The organism is Chelatococcus reniformis, assembly GCF_014640075.1.
GTDB lineage: Bacteria > Pseudomonadota > Alphaproteobacteria > Rhizobiales > Beijerinckiaceae > Camelimonas > Camelimonas reniformis.
On record NZ_BMGG01000001.1, the window covers coordinates 309,262 to 323,540 of the forward strand.

At 69.4% G+C, this 14,279-nt stretch carries 13 protein-coding genes; 5 read left to right on the forward strand and 8 right to left on the reverse strand.

The window, feature by feature from the left end:
• Position 1: 1 nt before the first annotated feature.
• The 4 genes from pcaG to pobA form a co-directional block, all read right to left on the reverse strand.
• Complete coding sequence (gene pcaG / locus IEW34_RS01390; RefSeq protein ID WP_188607336.1) at positions 2-679, reverse strand: protocatechuate 3,4-dioxygenase subunit alpha; 678 nt, start codon at positions 677-679, stop codon at positions 2-4.
• A complete protein-coding gene (gene pcaH, locus IEW34_RS01395) occupies positions 669-1,382 on the reverse strand; it encodes a protocatechuate 3,4-dioxygenase subunit beta (RefSeq protein WP_188607337.1) in 714 nt (237 codons plus the stop codon). Before pcaH ends, pcaG begins: the two co-directional genes overlap by 11 nt.
• A gap of 130 nt (positions 1,383-1,512) precedes the next feature.
• On the reverse strand, positions 1,513-2,223 hold the full coding sequence (locus IEW34_RS01400) for a CoA transferase subunit A (protein WP_188607338.1): 711 nt from the start codon (positions 2,221-2,223) through the stop codon (positions 1,513-1,515).
• A 32-nt stretch (positions 2,224-2,255) separates the two neighbouring features.
• Entirely contained in the window at positions 2,256-3,437 is a 1,182-nt protein-coding gene (pobA, locus tag IEW34_RS01405; RefSeq protein WP_188607928.1) for a 4-hydroxybenzoate 3-monooxygenase, read from the reverse strand.
• 124 nt (positions 3,438-3,561) lie between these two features.
• Between pobA and IEW34_RS01410 the strand changes: the two genes are divergently transcribed.
• Both IEW34_RS01410 and pgm read left to right on the forward strand, forming a co-directional pair.
• The gene (locus IEW34_RS01410) at positions 3,562-4,455 is read left to right on the forward strand and encodes a helix-turn-helix domain-containing protein (RefSeq protein WP_188607339.1); all 894 of its coding nucleotides are present in this window, start codon (positions 3,562-3,564) and stop codon (positions 4,453-4,455) included.
• A 289-nt stretch (positions 4,456-4,744) separates the two neighbouring features.
• A complete protein-coding gene (pgm, locus tag IEW34_RS01415) occupies positions 4,745-6,403 on the forward strand; it encodes a phosphoglucomutase (alpha-D-glucose-1,6-bisphosphate-dependent) (RefSeq protein WP_188607340.1) in 1,659 nt (552 codons plus the stop codon).
• Between the two features lie 38 nt (positions 6,404-6,441).
• Here the strand turns inward: pgm and IEW34_RS01420 are convergent, their stop codons facing one another.
• Positions 6,442-8,199: an acyl-CoA dehydrogenase family protein gene (locus tag IEW34_RS01420; RefSeq protein ID WP_188607341.1), complete on the reverse strand. Its 1,758-nt coding sequence runs from the start codon at positions 8,197-8,199 to the stop codon at positions 6,442-6,444.
• A gap of 95 nt (positions 8,200-8,294) precedes the next feature.
• On the opposite strand from IEW34_RS01420, the gene IEW34_RS01425 reads away from it, so the two are divergent.
• Positions 8,295-9,065: an enoyl-CoA hydratase/isomerase family protein gene (locus IEW34_RS01425; RefSeq protein WP_188607342.1), complete on the forward strand. Its 771-nt coding sequence runs from the start codon at positions 8,295-8,297 to the stop codon at positions 9,063-9,065.
• Between the two features lie 136 nt (positions 9,066-9,201).
• On the opposite strand, the gene IEW34_RS01430 is transcribed toward IEW34_RS01425, so the two are convergent.
• Positions 9,202-10,359, reverse strand: a complete 1,158-nt coding sequence (locus tag IEW34_RS01430; protein ID WP_308424354.1) for an ABC transporter substrate-binding protein — start codon at positions 10,357-10,359, stop codon at positions 9,202-9,204.
• A 213-nt stretch (positions 10,360-10,572) separates the two neighbouring features.
• Positions 10,573-10,761 (reverse strand): DUF3008 family protein, encoded by a 189-nt coding sequence (locus tag IEW34_RS01435; protein WP_188607343.1) that lies wholly within the window; start codon positions 10,759-10,761, stop codon positions 10,573-10,575.
• 270 nt (positions 10,762-11,031) lie between these two features.
• On the opposite strand from IEW34_RS01435, the gene IEW34_RS01440 reads away from it, so the two are divergent.
• Positions 11,032-12,345 carry a glycerate kinase type-2 family protein gene (locus tag IEW34_RS01440; protein ID WP_244641680.1) on the forward strand — a complete coding sequence of 438 codons (1,314 nt, stop codon included), beginning with the start codon at positions 11,032-11,034 and terminating at the stop codon, positions 12,343-12,345.
• On the opposite strand, the gene IEW34_RS01445 is transcribed toward IEW34_RS01440, so the two are convergent.
• Positions 12,342-13,265 (reverse strand): oxygenase MpaB family protein, encoded by a 924-nt coding sequence (locus tag IEW34_RS01445; protein WP_188607344.1) that lies wholly within the window; start codon positions 13,263-13,265, stop codon positions 12,342-12,344. The two genes, IEW34_RS01440 and IEW34_RS01445, sit on opposite strands and share 4 nt — an antisense overlap.
• 267 nt (positions 13,266-13,532) lie before the next feature.
• Between IEW34_RS01445 and IEW34_RS01450 the strand changes: the two genes are divergently transcribed.
• The gene (locus IEW34_RS01450) at positions 13,533-14,231 is read left to right on the forward strand and encodes a CerR family C-terminal domain-containing protein (protein WP_280516247.1); all 699 of its coding nucleotides are present in this window, start codon (positions 13,533-13,535) and stop codon (positions 14,229-14,231) included.
• The last annotated feature ends 48 nt before the right edge of the window (positions 14,232-14,279 follow it).

Genomic DNA, 14,279 nt, shown 5'->3' on the forward strand with positions numbered 1-14,279 from the left:
GTCACAGGTCGAAGAAGACGGTCTCGCCGTCCCCCTGCAATACGATGTCGAAGCGCCACGCGCCGAGCGCCTGCGGTTCCGCCAGCAGGGTGGCCCGGCGTTCGGCCGGCACCAGCGCCAGCACCGGATCCTCCTCGTTGCCCTCCCCGCCGGCAAAGTAGAGCCGCGTCGCCAGCCGCTTCAGCAGGCCGCGGCCGAACACCGAGACGGCGATGTGGGGCGCCTGCAAGACGTTGCCGGCGCCCGGCACGCGCCCCGGGCGAATGGTGCGGAAGCGGTAGACGCCATCGGCGCCGGTGGCCGCGCGGCCGAAGCCTATGAAGCCCGGATCGAGGGGCACGTCGCTGCGCACATCGTCAGGGCTGGCGTAGCGGCCGGCAGCGTTGGCCTGCCAGATCTCGACCATGGCGTCCGGCACCGGCTGGCCCTCGCCGTCGATGACGCGGCCGGTGATCTCGATCACCTCGCCCTCGGGGCGGGCATGCGGCGGCGCCACGTTGAGCACGCAATGCTCGGGCGGGAAAAGGTCGGGCCGGGCGCCCATGCCGGATTGGCCGACGAGATCGGCGCCCCCCTTCCACGGCAGGCCGTAGTGGAAGAACGGCCCCACCGTCTGCGACGGGGTTTGGCCGAACAACTCCTGGCTCTGGTTGTCCAGCCCCCGATTGTCAGTGGCCATGGTCGTCCTCCATGGGAGTTGCCTGACGGCCGCGCAGCACGATGTCGAAGAGATAGCCCAGCGCCCAGTTCGGCACCGTCGTGTCGATATCGAAACGTACCACCAGCCGCTGCCGGTAGGGCATCGGCACCGCGTTGGCGATCGGGTCGATCTCGATCAGCGGATCATCGGGGAAATAGAGCTGTGTCACCAGGCGGGTGGCGAAGCCCGGCCCGAGCAGCGACAGGTGGATGTGCGCCGGCCGCCAGGCATTGTGGTGGTTGCCCCAGGGATAGGCACCGGGCCGGACGGTGACGAAACGGTAGCGCCCCTCGCCATCGGTGACGACCCGGCCGGCCCCGGTGAAGTTGGGATCGAGCGGCGCGTCCCAATCGTCCTTGCTGTGGATGTAGCGGCCGGCGGCATTGGCCTGCCAGATCTCGATCACGGTGTCCGGCACGGGCCGCGCGGTCTCGTCGAGCACGCGGCCCGAGACGACGATGCGCTGCCCCTGGGGCGGCGCCCTGTGCTGAGCCGTGAGATCGGCGAGCGCATCCCCCATCAGCCGGTCCCAACATCCGGCCGGCCCGGTCACCTCGGTCAAGGTCGGGGGGATGTGTACCAGTGGCTGCCGGGGGCTGCGCAGCACCGTCGAGCGATAGTCCGGGTAGAGCGACGGCGGCTGCCCCGCGTCTTCGCGCGCATAGGGGATCACGAGCGACATGTCTTGCCTCCTGGCCGACGGGCCGGCCGCGAGCCCGGTGCAGCGTCCCGCCGGACGCGGCCGGCAGTGCCCTCGCAGCGGACCCGCATTCGTGCGGCCGGGCGTAGCCGCGGTCGCATCGCGCTGCTGATCAGGCCGGCTCGCGCTGGCGCACGGTGCGCTTCTCGATCAGCTTGGCGTAGTGCCCGCCCTTGATGATGCGGTTGACGTAGATGCCGGGCGTGTGGATGCAATCCGGCTCGAGGCTGCCGGCTTCGACGATCTCCTCGACTTCGACGATCGTCACCTTGGCGGCGGTCGCCATCATCGGATTGAAGTTCCGCGCCGTCTTGCGATAGATCAGATTACCTTCCGGATCCGCCTTCCACGCCTTGACGATGGCGAGGTCGGCCCTCAGCCACCGCTCGCGCACGTAGAGCTCGCCGTCGAACTCCTCCACGGGCTTGCCCTCGGCGACGACCGTGCCGACACCGGTCTTGGTATAGAAGGCGGGGATGCCGGCGCCCCCGGCGCGGATACGCTCCGCCAAGGTGCCCTGCGGGTTGAGCTCCAGCTCGAGCTTGCCGGAGAGGTAGAGGCTCTCGAACAGCTTGTTCTCGCCCACGTAGGACGAGATCATCTTCTTGATCTGGCCGTTGTTGAGCAGCATCCACAGGCCGAAGCCGTCGGCGCCGCAATTGTTGGAGATGACGGTCAGATCCTTGGTCCCGGCATCGCGCAGCGCCGGGATCAGGTTTTCCGGATTGCCGGAGAGGCCGAAGCCGCCGGACATGATGGTCATGCCGTCGAACAGGACGCCGTCGAGGGCGGCGGCCGGGCTGTCGTAGATCTTGCTGATCATGGTGGCTCCAGTGTGCGCGCGGCTTCCCGGGACTAGCGGACGAGCGGCAACCCCACATAATTCTCCGCCAGCGAACGCTGGGCCGCCGGCGAGGTCCGAATATAGTCGAGCTCCGCCATCTGCAGGCGGCGGGAGAAGCCGTCCATATCAGGGAAGCGGTGCGTGACCGAGGTGTACCACCAGCTGAAGCGCTCCGCCTTCCACACGCGGGCGAGCGCGCGGGCCGAATAGGCGTCGATGCCAGCCGTGGAACCCGAGGTGAAGAAGACGGTCAGGGCGTCGGCCAGGACGATGACGTCGGCCACGGCGAGGTTGAGGCCCTTGGCGCCGGTCGGCGGCACGATGTGGGCGGCGTCGCCGGCCAGGAACAGCCGGCCCCAGCGCATCGGCTCGGCCACAAAGGAGCGCAGCGGCGCGATCGACTTCTCGAACGAGGGTCCGCGCGTCACAGCCGCGCCACCCTGCGGGCCGAGGCGCAGGCAGAGCTCGTCCCAGAAGCGCTCGTCGGGCCAGTCCTCCGGCTTCTCGTCGAGCGTGCATTGGATGTAGTAGCGGCTGCGCGTCGGTGAGCGCATGGAGGCGAGCGCGAAGCCATGGGCGTGGTTGGCGTAGATCAGCTCGTGGCCGGCCGGCGGCACGTCGGCGAGGATGCCGAGCCAGCCGAAGGGATAGACGCGCTCGTAGGTGCGTAGCACGTCGGCCGGAATGGCGGAGCGGCTGACGCCGTGATAGCCGTCACAGCCGGCGACGAACGAGCATTCGAGCCGTTGCGCGACCCCGCCCAGGGTCCAGGTGACGACGGGCCGCCGCTCGCTCTCGAGGTCGTGCAGCGCCACCCCCTCGGCATTCCAGACGATGGAAATGCCGCGCGCGTCGGCCGCGTCGAAGAGGTCCTTCATCACCTCCTGCTGGCCGTAGACGGTCACCGTGGAGCCCCCCGTCGCCGCCGCCAGGTCGATGCGGAAGATGTCTCCGTCCAGGGCGAGGTTGATGCCTTCGTGCACCAGCCCCTCGGCGCGCAGACGCCGGTCGAGGCCGAGCCGGCCCATCAGGTCGGCGGTGATCTGCTCGAGGACGCCGGCCCGGACGCGGTTTTCGACATAGGAGCGCGTGCGCTGCTCGATGACGACGACCGCGACGCCGGCGGCGTGCAGCAGGTGGGCGAGGAACATGCCGGCCGGGCCGGCGCCGATGATGGCGACTTGCGTGCGCAGGGCCCGCTCCTCCCAGGAACGTAACGGTTTATGCCAATGAGAATAGATCGGCTGTCGTGCCAAGCCATGGACAGTCGATGCAAAACCTTGGACCAATCATCGACTGTGGGAGAGCGAGGCAGCGATGGCAGCGAGCGCCGAAACGGCCGTTCCGACCTTCTATCTCTATGGCGAGGCCCATCGGGCGGTCGACGACGGTTTCATCCATGTGGAGTCGTTGGACGATCGCTCGCGCCCCAGCGGATGGACGATTCGCCCGCACGCTCATGCCGAACTGAACCACCTGTTCCACATCGCCACCGGCGGCGGCACCATGCGGGCCGAGACACGCCGCCTCGCCTTCGTGGCGCCCTGCCTGCTGCTGATTGCGGCGGGGACGGTGCACGGCTTCCGCTGGCAGGCAGAGTCCAGCGGCTCCGTCGTCACGGTGGCCACGGCCCACCTGCAGGACCTCGTGCGCCACGACGAGGACCTGCGCGGCCTGTTCGGCACCGCGGCCGTGGTGCCGCTGGATCAGGGCCAGCAAGCCGCAATCGCCGCCGCCGCGGCGCGGCTCATGCAGGAGCTGGGCTGGGCGGCGCGTGGTCACCGCGCCGCCGCCGACGCCGGCCTGCTCGACCTCATGGTCACGGCGCTGCGCGCCCGCCATGCGCAGGCACCGGACGACGGCGACGGCCTGGTGATGCGCGGCGCCCAGGCCGAGTTGGTGGCGCGGCTGCGCCAGCGCGTCCAGGAGCGGTTCCGCCTGCGTGAATCGGTCGAGGCCCATGCCCGGGCCCTCGGGGTGACACCGGGCCGGCTGCGCGCCGCGTGTGCCCGCGTCGCCCGCCAGGCGCCCTCGGACATGCTGGACCAGCGCGCCTTGCTCGAGGCCAAGCGCGCCCTGCTCTACTCCAATGCCGCGGTGGCCGAGATCGGCTACGGCCTCGGCTTTCCCGACCCGGCCTATTTCTCGCGCTTCTTCACGCGCCATGTCGGCCAGCCCCCGAGCGCTTTCAGAGCGGCGCGCGGGGATTAGGGCAATCGCCCACCAGTCCAGACCTCTCGTCATGGTCGGGCTTGACCCGACCATCCATCGGTCACGGCTAGGGCTGGCCGCCGGTGGGTGTTGCCGAGTGGATGGATGGCCGGGGTCAAGCCCGGCCATGACGGTGGGAGGGTTGCGGCCGAACCTCCTGCCGAGGCGCCCGGCCCGGCGGGACAGGCGGCAGGTCGGGCAGCGGACGGCGGCGCTTTCGTCGTGCAAAGGTCAGCATCAGCGGCTAAGTCATGGGACGATCGCAGGTGCGCCGGGAGGAACCACGCCCATGTCCAGCAAGGTCAGCCCGCTCGCGGGCAAGCCCGTCGATCCCGCCAGGCTCGTCAACGTCCCCAAGCTGGTGACGGCCTATTTCTCCCTCCAGCCGGACGTGGCCGAGCCCTCGCAGCGCGTCGCCTTCGGCACCTCGGGCCACCGCGGCTCGGCCTTCGACGCGGCCTTCAACGAGGCGCACATCCTGGCCATCAGCCAGGCCATCTGCAACTATCGCAGGAAGCAGGGCACCGACGGGCCGCTGTTCATCGGCAAGGACACGCACGCGCTGTCCGAGCCGGCGCTGGCGAGTGCCATCGAGGTGCTCGCCGCCAACGGCGTCACCACCATGATCGATGCCGCCGGCGGCTACACGCCGACGCCGGTGATCTCGCACGCCATCCTCACCTATAACAGCGGCCGCAGCGCGGGCCTCGCCGACGGTATCGTCATCACGCCCTCGCACAACCCGCCCGAGGACGGCGGCTTCAAGTACAATCCGCCCCACGGCGGGCCGGCCGGCGCCGATGCCACCGACGAGATCCAGCGCGAGGCTAATGCGATCATCGCGGCCGGCCTCAAGGACGTGCGGCGCCTGCCCTATGCGAAGGCGCTGAAGGCGCCGGAGGTGCACAAGTACGACTTCATCACCCCTTATGTGGCCGACCTCGGCAACGTCGTCGACATGGAGGCGATCCGGGCCAGCGGCGTGCGCATCGGCATCGATCCGCTGGGCGGCGCCGCCGTACACTATTGGCAGCCGGTGATCGAGCGTTATGGGATCGACGCCACCGTCATCAACGACGCCGTCGACCCGACCTTCCGCTTCATGACGGCGGATTGGGACGGCAAGATCCGCATGGACTGCTCCTCGCCCTACGCCATGGCGCGGCTGATCGATCTGCGGTCCAAATTCGACGTCGCCTTCGCCAACGACACCGACGCCGACCGCCACGGCATCGTGGCGCCCTCCGCCGGGCTGATGAACCCCAATCATTATCTGACGGTGGCGATCTCCTACCTGTTCGCCCACCGCCCCGGCTGGGCCGCCTCCGTCGGCATCGGCAAGACGGTGGTGTCGAGCAGCAGCATCGACCGCGTCACGGCCCAGCTCGGCCGCAAACTCACCGAGGTGCCGGTGGGCTTCAAATGGTTCGTCGACGGCCTCTTGGACGGCTCGCTCGGCTTCGTCGGCGAGGAGAGCGCCGGCGGCTCCTTCCTGCGCCAGAACGGCACGGCCTGGACCACCGACAAGGACGGCCTGATCCTGGGCCTGCTCGCCGCCGAGATCACGGCGACGACCAAGCGCGACCCGGGCCACATCTACGACGAACTGACCGCCGAGCTCGGCCGCCCCTTCTACGAGCGCATCGACGCCCCGGCGAGCGCCCGGCAGAAGGACGTATTGAAGAAGCTTTCGCCCGACGCGATCAGCCAGCAGACGCTCGCCGGCGAGCCGATCACCCAGCGCCTGTCGAAGGCGCCCGGCAACGGCGAGGCCATCGGCGGCATCAAGGTGTCGAGCAAGGACGGCTGGTTCGCCGCCCGCCCGTCCGGCACCGAGGACGTCTACAAGATCTACGCCGAGAGCTTCGTGAGTATCGACCACCTGCGGCAGGTCCAGCAGGAGGCGCAGGACATCGTCTCCGCCGCCTTCGCGGCGGCGGGCGCGTAGCGCCAAGGCTCGGAGGCTACACGGCCACCCACCGGGCGTCAGGTCGTCAGCAGCGCCTGCGCGTCGGCCAGGCTGACCGGGGCATCGCCGAGCAGGCGCTCGGTCAGCGCGTCTTCCGCCGGCCCGGCCGAGGGGGCCAGCGGGTCCTGCGGCGCCAGGCGATGATCGACGACGAGCCGCGACAGCAGCAGGCGCCGGGCATCGCCGCGCCGCGCGTGGATGCGCCCGCCCTCCCAGGCGAAGGCAACCGCGCTCGCCACATGATAGAGCGCGCTGGTGGCTCTCCGCGCGTCGGCCTCGCTGGCTTCGTCCGCCGCCACCTGGCGCGCGAAGGCGATGGCGCGGTCGGCGAGGCCGCGGAGACGGTCGCGCCAGGCCGCCGGCACGCCCTCGCTGTCGTCGATGCGAGCATGCAGGTCGGCCGCCAGCGCCGCCTCGGCGCCGTGGCGACGCACCGCCCGGGTCAGTGCGTCGAGCGCCACGATGTTGCCGGTACCCTCCCAGATCGAGCCGAGGTGGGCGTCGCGCAGCAGCCGCGGAGTGGCGAACTCTTCGATGTAGCCGGTGCCGCCGCGCATCTCCATGGCGTCGCCGCAGACCTTGCGGGCGTCGCGCGTCGCGCGGTACTTCAGCGTCGGCGTCAGCACGCGCAGCAGTGCCGCGGCCTCCTGGCTGCCGGCCTCGGCCCGGTCGAGGGCCGCCGCGGTGAGAAAGCTCAGCGACACCGCCTGCTCGGTCGCCAGCATGATCTTCATCAGTTGCCGCCGCGCCAGTGGCAGGTCGACGATGCGCCGGCCGAACACCACGCGGCCGCGCGCCACCGTGGCGGCGTCGTGGTGAGCCCGGCGCATCAGCGCCGCCGACTTGACGCCGTTCGACAGCCGCGACCAGTTGACCATCTCGGCCATCTGCACGAAGCCGCGGTCGAGCCGGCCGACCGCATAGGCGACGGCGCCCTCCAGCTTGATCTCGCCCGAGGCCATGGAACGGGTGCCGAGCTTGTCCTTCAGCCGCACGATCCGGTAGTGGTTGGGTGAGCCGTCGTCGAGCAGCCGCGGCATCAGGAACAGCCCGACGCCGCGCGTGCCGGGGGGCGCCCCCTCGGGGCGCGCCAGCAGCATGATGGTGCGCGCGTCGGCGTTGGAGCAGAACCACTTCTCGCCGTGGAGCCGCCAGGTATCGCCGTCCGCCACCGCCCGCGTGGTGAGGGTGCCGACGTCGGAGCCGCCCTCCTTCTCCGTCATGAACTGGCCGCCCTGGGTGAGGCGGGCCATGTCGGTCTGGGTCAGTCCGTCCAGGTACTTGGCCTTGAGCGCCTCGTCGCCGAAGCGCGACAACAGCCGAGCGGCACCGTCGGTGACGTTGATCGGGCAGCCCATCCCGAACTCCGCCTGGTTGAACAGGAAGGTGAAGGCGTGCTTGGCGACGGCCGGATAGGTGTCCGGCCAGCCGAGGATGCCCTTGCGGTGCGACATGGCATGGATGCCGAACTCGCCGTAGGCGGCGCGCTCCAGCTCGCGATAGGCCGGATGATATTCGATCCATTGTGCGTCGCGGCCGAAGCGGTCGCGGTGGTGCAGCACCGGCCCGTGCCGGTCGGCGAGCCGCGCGCATTCGTCGAGCGGGCCGCCGGCCAAGGCGCCCAGCCGGTCGAGGTGCGGCTCGATGTGCCGGACCAGGTCGTCCGGCAGGTGGAGGCGCAGCAGGTCGGCCAGAGCCGGATCGGCCTGGTAGAAGTTCAGCCCCGATGTGTCGGGGGCGAGGAGGTTCGAGCGGTGGTCGAATGATGCGTGCATGATCGGCTTGCTGACGAGAAGGCGAAGGCGATCTAATCATGCCCCGCGCGGCACACAAACAGAATGCGCGAAGGCCGCCCGCGCCGGGAGCCAATATGCAAGAGTCTGCTGTGGGTTATGAGGTTGCGGACGGCATCGCCCGCATCGTGCTGAGGAATCCACCGGTCAACGCCCTGAACGACGCGGGGCTCTCGGCACTGATCGATGGCCTGCGGCGGGCGGCGGCCGACGACGGCGCGCGCGCCGTGCTGCTCACCAGCGCGGTCCCCGGGCGCTTCTCGGCCGGCCTCGATCTCAAGGCGCTGGCGGACCAGCCCGCGGCCAGGATCCGCGCCTTGGTGCGCAAGCTCTACGTCGAGCTCTACGACGCCCAATTCGAGCTGGGAAAGCCCTCGATCGCCGTCGTCGCCGGCACGACACGCGGCGGGGGCATGACCATGGCGATCTCGTGCGACGTCATCATCGCCTCCGAGAGCGCCACCTTCGGCTACCCGGAGATCGACAACGGCCTCCTGCCGGCGATCCATTTCGCCCATCTGCCGCGCATCATCGGCCGCCACCGCGCCTTCGAACTGCTGTTCAGCGGCCGGCCCTTCGCCGCCCGGGAGGCGTTCGACCTCGGCCTGGTCAGCCGCGTGGTGCCCGACGGCGAAGCGGAGGCGGCGGCGGTCGAGCTCGCACGCACCTTCGCCTCCAAGCCGGAGATCGCCGTGCGCCTGGGACGAGCCGCCTTTCTGCGCCAGAACGATCTGGACTATCGGCGCAGCGTCGCGGCGGCGGTGGAGGATTTCGCCACGGTCAGCGCCACCGAGGAGGCCCGCGCCGGGTTGCGCGCGTTCGCTCAGAGACCGCGCAAGGAGGGCTGAGAGGTCCCGCCACGTCGCGGCCAGGCTTCGCGCGCCCGGGTCAGTGCCCGCCACGTCATCGCGGCTCTCGCTGCCATCCCAACGTCAAGGCCGGGTCAAGCCCGGCCTTGACGGCGGGAGCAGAGGCGGCCCACCGTCACTCCACCTCGTCCCAGCTGGTGCCGTTGAAGCGCTGCAGCTTGATGTACTCGACGACGTTGTAGTCGGTGGGGCTGGTGTTGATGATGCTGCCGGGGATCAGCACGCCGATGCGGACGTCCTTCAGGTTGGCGGCCTGCTTCAGGATGTTCTCGCGGGTCAGGTCGTCGCCGCACTGGCGCAGCACCTGCTCCATGGTCTTGGCGTAGGCATAGCCGACGATGTTGAGCGTGTCGGTCAGATCCGCGCCGGGCATGTACTCCTTCATCCACTGGAACCAGGCCTTGACGTCCGGATCGTCGGCCCAGCGCGGGTCGGTCGCCTCCTTGATGAAGCCGCCGGTCAGGATGCCCTTGGAGGCCTCCAGGCCCGCCGGCTTGAAGGTGGAGCCGATGTAGGCCGAGCCGAGCGTGAGATAGGTGGTGGGCCGCCAGCCCATCTCGTGCGTCTTGCGGATCGCCTGCGCCGCCTGCTTGGCATAGGTGAACAGGAACAGGGTATCCGCGCCCGCATCCTTCAGCAGCACGATCTGCGAATCGACGGTCGGATCCGTGGCCTGGAAGCTCTGGGCGCTGACGATGCGCTGGTCGGCGTCGGGACCGAGGCCCTCCTTGAGGCCGGCCAGCAGCTCTTTGCCGAAATCGTCGTTCTGGTAAAGCACGCCGACTTTCGCCGCAGGCGAGCGCCGCGCCACCTCGCGGCCGTAGAACACCCCTTCCCGGTGCAATGTCGGTTGCCAGCCCATGGTCCAGGGGAAGCGGGCCGGGTCGTTGAAGGCCTGCGAGCCGCCGGCGACGAACAGCTGCGGCACTTTGGCCTTGTTGAGGTAGGCGCGGGAGGCGAGATTGTTGGCGGTGCCCAGGGTGCCGAAGATGGCGGCGACCTCCTCGCTCTCCACCAGGCGGCGCGTCGCCTCCAGCGACTTCGGCGGGCTGTAGCCGTCGTCGAGCGCGATGAGCACCACCTTGCGACCGTTGATGCCACCCTTGTCGTTGAGCGACTTGAAATAGGCCTGCTCGGCCCGGCTCAGCTGGCTGTAGGCCGAGGCCGGCCCGCTGAACGGCATGGTTTGGCCGATCTTGATCTCCGTGTCGGTGACGCCCGGACCGTATTGCTTGGTTTGCGCGTGCGCCTGCGTGGCCAGGGCTGCTGCCACCGCCGCGCCAGCCACCATCCTGATTGTGGACCGGATACCGATTTGCACAGCCGTGTCTCCCGAAATGCGCCTGCTTGTTGGGCACACCGGAATGACCACCGGGCGCCGCTCGGCATGCCCATAACGTAATTTATGTTACTTAGGAAGGGCGCTTGGGGCGGGCCGGTGCCACCGAGCGGCGCCGCTCGGGACAGCCCGTTCAGGACAGCCCGTTCAAGACTTGGCCGCGTGCTCCGGTTTGCCCTTGCGGTGGGTCGACGCCATCTTCCGCAGCTCGGCCTCGCTCATCGACGTCTCCATCGATTTGGAGGCGCCCTTGAGTTCGCCCTTGCCGATGTCGCCGCGCTTGGCGGCGAGTGCCGCACCGGCGGCCTTCTGCTGAGCTTTCGATTTGGCAGGCATGGTCCCGCTCCTCCTCCGCCCGGCCGCACGCACCGTCACGCCGGTATCGTCACAACGGCGGGTGGCGGCAAAGGTTCATCCGGCTCGCGAGCCGAATGGATCGGAATGAAACCTCATAAAATCAACAGCTTGCAGCTTCCAGGGCGATCAGATGATTCCATCGGGTCGAGAAATGCACTAGACACGATCCGACCATCTTCCTCGGTGGGAATCGCCGGATCGTGTCGGGCCGAGCCCGCGCGGCCGGCTCATGACGAGGCCAGGAGCCCGATGAAGACCGTCTCCGGCGCCATGCCGCAGGAATGGACCGAGCCGGCGGCCCGCATGCTGCTCAGGGCGCTGTTCGACGCCGCGGTCGCGGCGGCGCAGCCGGCCACCACGCTGGCACGCCACCTGCCGGGGCCGGTCAAGGGACGGACGATCGTCGTCGGTGCCGGCAAGGCCTCGGCCGCCATGGCGCGCGCCCTGGAGGACGCCTGGGCGGGCCCGCTCGGTGGCCTCGTGGTCACTCGCTATGGCCACAGCGTCCCCTGCCGTGCCATCGAGGTGGTGGAGGCCGCCCACCCGGTGCCCGACGCGGCCGGCCTCGATGCCGCTTCCCGTATCCTGGCGATGGTCTCGGGGCTGACCGCGGACGATCAGGTCATTGCGCTGATCTCCGGCGGCGGCTCGGCACTGATGGCGCTCCCGGCGCCCGGCATCGGCCTCGACGACAAGCAGGCCGTCGCCCGCGCGCTGCTCAAATCCGGTGCCTCGATCGACGAGATGAACTGCGTGCGCAAGCACCTGTCGGCCGTCAAGGGCGGCCGGCTCGCCGCCGCGGCCTACCCGGCACGGATGCTGACGCTGCTGATTTCCGATGTGCCGGGCGACGATCCCGCGGTCATCGGCTCCGGGCCGACGGTCGGCGATCCGACCACGGCGGCCGACGCGCTCGCCGTCCTCAAGAAGTATCGCATCACAGCGCCCGCGCCGGTGCTGAGCCGGCTCCGCGCCGCCGACGACGAGACGCCGAAGCCGGACGATCCGCGTCTGGCGCGGGCTCGCACCATCACCATCGCGACGCCGCAAGCGTCACTGGAAGCAGCGGCTGCGGTCGCGCGCGCCGCCGGTGTCACGCCGCTGATCCTGAGCGATGCGGTCGAGGGCGAGGCGCGTGAGGTCGCCAAGGTGTTCGCCGCCGTGGCCCGTCAGGCGGCGCTGCGTGGCCAGCCGGCGGCCCCGCCTTGCGTGCTGTTGTCAGGCGGCGAGACGACGGTGACGGTGCGCGGCGACGGCCGCGGCGGCCGCAACGTCGAGTTCCTGCTGGCGCTCGCCGTGGCGCTCGACGGCCGGGCCGACGTCTACGCCCTGGCAGCCGATACCGACGGGGTCGACGGCGCCGAAGACGTGGCGGGCGCGCTCGTCACGCCCGACACGCTGGCCCGGGCCGCCCGGCTCGGCATCGACGGCAAGGCCTGCCTCGCCGACAACGACGGCCACAGCTTCTTCGAGACCCTGGGCGATCAGGTGATCACCGGACCCACGCTGACCAACGTCAACGATTTCCGCGCCATCCTCGTCGTCGCGCAGCAAGTCCCTTAAGCCGCGTGTGCGACCTGGGCTTGGGCCAGGCCCGCCTGGGCCAGCAAGCGCGCCTGCTCGGACGGGCTGCGGTAGAGGAAGTTGCCGGGCAACCCTAGGCGAAGGCAGGCCTGGAACGCCGGGGATCGAGGCCTGGCGCGTCTGTCCGCCAAGCTCGCGACCGCCCGCAGCGCCAACCGATCGGCCATGGTCAGGTCGTAGGACGCGCCGAGCGCCAGCTTTCCTCTGACGAGCGGCGGCAACAGCGATACGGCCGCGCGCGCCAGGGATCGATGCAGGAATTTCGGGACGCTGGGCGCCGCCGTTCCGGATTGGATGATGGCCAGGAACTCCCCGACGATCGGATGGGGCTCGAAGCGGTCAGCGCGCTGCGCCATCATGTTCAGAAAATCCGCGGTCGAGGCTGGCGAGCGCTGCACACCGTAAAGCTGGGCCACGACCGCTCCGTCGCGATAGAAGCGCGCCTTGTCGGCATCCGGGATCGGCGCGACGAAGCGGTCGTAGGCGTTCAGAAAGCCGTAGGCCGCGGTAGCGCTCACCCAGTCGAGGAGCTCGGGATCGAGCGCCCGATAGGCCTCGCCGCCGGGCGTCTGGCCATTGACCTTGGCGTGCATATGGGAGACGCCCTTGATGACCCGTCGCGCGGCGCTCTGCGGGCCGTAGACCCCGACCATGGCGGCCATGCCGGTGCGCTTCGAGCGGCCGATGGGATCGACGGGGTAGGTCGAATGATCCCACACGCCTGAGCGGATGCGGGCGTCGGCGAATTCCAGCAGGACGGCCGCGACCCCGCCGATCCCCAGGACGATCGGATTCTTGTAGACGCGCCACTGCACCGAGCCCGGATGCAGAAGGGCGGCCTCGCCGGCGGGCTGGCTGAAGTCGATCTTCCAGCCCAGGTAGTTCGTCATGTCGCCCATGGCCGCCCTCGCCTCCCCTGAATATATATCAAATGATATCTTTTGATAATCCCTATCATTCGATACATATCTTCGCAAGGCGGCGCACCGTGCTATCTGGGCCGCATCGAGGCTCGCAGTGCCCCACCGGGCGCCAGAGCTCCCGATCAGATGAAACATCCGATCGGACGACATGCTCCAACTTACTGAAGCTGGGGCGCATCTCGTCGATCGGGACGGCGACCCCATCGGAGCGCGCCCCAGCAACCGCATCAGGAGACCCAAGACGTGCCAAGCGCCGAGGCGCCACGATCCCCGAAAGGCGCCGGAGACATCGCGGCCGCGCCGGGAGGCTACCGGAAGGGTGAGGAAGCGCGGGCGAGAATCCTCGAAGCCGCGATGAGATCGTTTGGTGCCAGCGGCTTCAAGGCCGCCACGACACGGCAGATCGCCGAGGACGCCAACGTCAACCTGCCGGCGCTCAAATACTACTTCGGCAGCAAGGAAGGGCTTTACCTCGCCTGCGCGCGCGAGATCGTCGGCCGCTATGAGACACGCATGCTGGCCCTGGTAACCGACGCCGGGGCCGCGCTGCACGCCGACATCAGCCCGACCGACGCGCGGGCGCGGCTCAAAGCGGTCATCGGTACGCTGGCGGAGCTGTTGGTCAGCAGCACCGAGGCGGACATCTGGACGTCCTTCGTGCTGCGCGAGATGGCCGACCAGGGCCCCGCCTTCGCCATTCTCTACGAGCAGCTCTGGGCACCCGGCGTCGCTCTCACCGCGAACCTGATCAGCCGCGCCATGGGTGAACGCGCCGCCTCGCCGGCAGCGCGCATCCACGCGCTGCTGCTGATCTCGAGCCTGACCGCGTTCAGCACCGCGCGACCGGTCGCGCTCAAATACCTCGGCTGGCCCGACGCCAGCGACACGCGCTTCGCCAGCGTCAGGCGCGTCATCGACGAGCAGATCGATCGCATCGGCTGAGCGTTTTCGAGCGAAGTGGACGCCGGTTCGCGTGAAGAAAATGAGATA

Bases quoted from the DNA above. Each gene is read 5' to 3' on its own strand.
- pcaH (WP_188607337.1), bottom strand. From the start codon at position 1,382: ATGTCGCTCGTGATCCCCTATGCGCGCGAAGACGCGGGGCAGCCGCCG.
- pcaG (WP_188607336.1), bottom strand. From the start codon at position 679: ATGGCCACTGACAATCGGGGGCTGGACAACCAGAGCCAGGAGTTGTTC.
- IEW34_RS01400 (WP_188607338.1), bottom strand. From the start codon at position 2,223: ATGATCAGCAAGATCTACGACAGCCCGGCCGCCGCCCTCGACGGCGTC.
- IEW34_RS01435 (WP_188607343.1), bottom strand. From the start codon at position 10,761: ATGCCTGCCAAATCGAAAGCTCAGCAGAAGGCCGCCGGTGCGGCACTC.
- pgm (WP_188607340.1), top strand. From the start codon at position 4,745: ATGTCCAGCAAGGTCAGCCCGCTCGCGGGCAAGCCCGTCGATCCCGCC.
- IEW34_RS01410 (WP_188607339.1), top strand. From the start codon at position 3,562: ATGGCAGCGAGCGCCGAAACGGCCGTTCCGACCTTCTATCTCTATGGC.
- IEW34_RS01440 (WP_244641680.1), top strand. From the start codon at position 11,032: ATGAAGACCGTCTCCGGCGCCATGCCGCAGGAATGGACCGAGCCGGCG.
- IEW34_RS01445 (WP_188607344.1), bottom strand. From the start codon at position 13,265: ATGGGCGACATGACGAACTACCTGGGCTGGAAGATCGACTTCAGCCAG.
- IEW34_RS01420 (WP_188607341.1), bottom strand. From the start codon at position 8,199: ATGCACGCATCATTCGACCACCGCTCGAACCTCCTCGCCCCCGACACA.
- IEW34_RS01425 (WP_188607342.1), top strand. From the start codon at position 8,295: ATGCAAGAGTCTGCTGTGGGTTATGAGGTTGCGGACGGCATCGCCCGC.